General features: G+C 68.1%; 1 protein-coding gene and 1 pseudogene. Both read right to left on the bottom strand.

What is annotated here, in order from left to right; genetic code table 11:
- Positions 1–155 precede the first annotated feature (155 nt).
- Entirely contained in the window at positions 156–890 is a 735-nt protein-coding gene (istB, locus tag FV226_RS27300) for an IS21-like element helper ATPase IstB (RefSeq protein ID WP_281406061.1), read from the bottom strand.
- Between the two features lie 8 nt (positions 891–898).
- Positions 899–2,386: pseudogene (gene istA / locus FV226_RS27295) on the bottom strand (IS21 family transposase); the annotation flags it as partial.
- Positions 2,387–2,504 lie beyond the last annotated feature (118 nt).

Raw genomic sequence — 2,504 nt, 5'->3', positions numbered from 1 at the left:
TGTCAAACAGCGTTGAACATTGACCCTGGATCGGCGTCGAACTTTGACCCCCCGGATGGGTATGGCGGGACGCCCCTGATCAGCCCGGCGAAGCGGGTCGGGGTGGCGCAGCCGGGCTGATCAGGGGTCCAGCAGGCGGGACGTGTGCGCCGGCCTCAGGCGCGGTTCTTGAAGCGCCAGCTCTCGTTGCCGGTCTCGACGATCTCGCAATGGTGGGTGAGCCGGTCGAGCAGCGCCGTGGTCATCTTGGCGTCGCCGGCGAACACGCTTGGCCATTCCCCGAAGGCGAGGTTGGTGGTGACCACGATCGAGGTGGTCACGTAGAGCTTGCTGATGAGGTGGAACAGGAGCTGGCCGCCCGACTGCGCGAACGGCAGGTAGCCGAGTTCGTCGAGCACCACGAGGTCGAGCCGGGCGAGATGGTCGGCGATGCGGCCCTGGCGGCCGGCGCGTACCTCGGCTTCGAGCCGGTTGACGAGGTCGACGACGTTGTAGAACCGGCCCCGCGCCCCGTCTCGAATGCAGGCTCGCGCGATGGCGATGGCGAGGTGGGTCTTGCCGGTCCCGGTCCCGCCGACGAGTACGACGTTGCGCTGGTGAGCCAGGAACTCGCCGCCGGAGAGCGCGCGTACCAGTCCCTCGTTGATCGGGGTGCCGTCGAAGGCGAACTCGGCGATGTCCTTGGCCAGGGGCAGCTTGGCGATCGTCATCTGGTAGCGGATCGAGCGTGCCTGCTTCTCGGAGATCTCGGCCTGGAGCAGGTCGCCGACGATCTGCTGCGGTTCGTGGGTGCGCTTGAGCGCGACCTTGATGATCTCGTCGTAGGCCGCCTTCATCCCGAAGAGCTTCAGCTCGCCCATGGTGGCGAGGATGTTCTGGCGTTCCATCATGGGGGGCTCCTCAGGCTGTCGTAGCGGGCGCAATCCGCGACCGGCTCGTGGCGCAGCCGCAGGCTCTCGGGGGTCAGGATGGTGACGGGCGGGGTCGGCTCGCGCTGCCGGGCGAGGATGTTGAGGACGACGTCGGCCGAGTGCACGCCCTCGCGCAGGGCCTCGGCACAGGCCGCCTCGACGGCAGGCAACCCATCGGCGAGCACGGCGGTGAGGATCTCCACCATCTGCCGGTCACCTCCGGCACTGCCGGCGAGCTTGCGTCGGACCCGGTCGAGGGCGGGAGGCAGGACCCAGTCCTTGAACGGTGCGCCGTTCCGGAGCGCGCCGGGCTTGCGGGCCAGCACGGGGACATAGTGCCAGGGATCGAACACGGTCTGATCCCGCCCGAAGGCGCGCTCGTGCTCGGCGACGACGCGCCCGTCCTGCCGGATCTCGACGCGCTCGGCGTAGGCCCGTACCTCGACCGGACGACCGATGGCCGAGGCGGTGACCGAGTAGCGGTTGTTGTCGAAGCGCACGAGGCAGGTCGTGGACACCGAAGCGGTGACGGCGTGGAAGCCGTCGAAGCGGCCGGCATAGGGAACGAGGGCTGCCCGTTCGGCCTCGAACCGCTCCCAGACGGTGCGCTCGCGCTCCTCGGGATGGGGATGGGCCTTGGCGTAGGCGATCACCTGATCGAGCAGGAGCGCGTTCAGCTCCTCGTAGCTCTTCACCCGGACACGCGGGGTGAAGAAGCGCTCGCGCACCAGCCCGACCTGGTTCTCGACCTGCCCCTTCTCCCAGCCCGAGGCCGGCGTGCAGGCGACCGGATCGACGAGATAGTGCGAGCACATCTGCAGGAAACGGCGATTGTAGGCGCGCTCGCGCCCGACGAAGATCGTCTCCACCGCGGTCTTCATGTTGTCGTAGATGCCGCGCTGGCAGGTGCCTTGGAAGAACGCGAACGCCCGGTCGTGGGCGTCGAACACCATCTCCTGGCTCTCGCGCGGATAGGCTCGTACGAACAGCATGCGCGAGTGGCAGAGCCGGACGTGGGCGACCTTGACCGTGACGGTCGTGCCGCCGATCAGCACGATCTCGTGACTCCAGTCGAACTGGTAGGCCTCGCCCGGGGCGAACGACAGCGGTACGAACGCCTGGGCCGTGACCGAGGCGCGCTCGCGCTTCCAGGTTTTGGCATAGCGCCGAACAGCATCGTAGCCGCCCTCGTAGCCGAGCCCGCGCAGCGCCTCGTAGATCCGGATCAGCGTCAGCCGCTCGCGGGCGGACCTGCCGGCGTTGATGGCCAGTATCCGATCGAGATCGTCGCGCCACGGCCCGAGCTTGGGCAGCGGCTGCACCTCACGCTCGTAGGCGAAGGCGGTGGCTCCCGACCGGACGACCTTCCGGACCGTGTTGCGGGAGACGTGCAGGTCGCGGACGATGTCCTTGATCGCGCGGCCGCGGTTGAAGAACTCGCGCCGGATGCGCGCAATCGTATCCACGCCCTTCATCCCCCTACACCACCCTTCCGGCCGTACCGGAGGGCAGTCTGCGAGAACGAGGTTAGGGGGTCAGAATTGGACGCCGATCCCCCGCCTCACGGGGTCAAAGTTGCACGCCGAAACACAC

It is taken from the genome of Methylobacterium sp. WL12, assembly GCF_008039475.1.
GTDB classification, from domain to species: domain Bacteria; phylum Pseudomonadota; class Alphaproteobacteria; order Rhizobiales; family Beijerinckiaceae; genus Methylobacterium; species Methylobacterium cerastii.
Note: the sequence above shows the minus strand (reverse complement) of the source record. Positions and strands in the feature narration are given on the sequence as shown.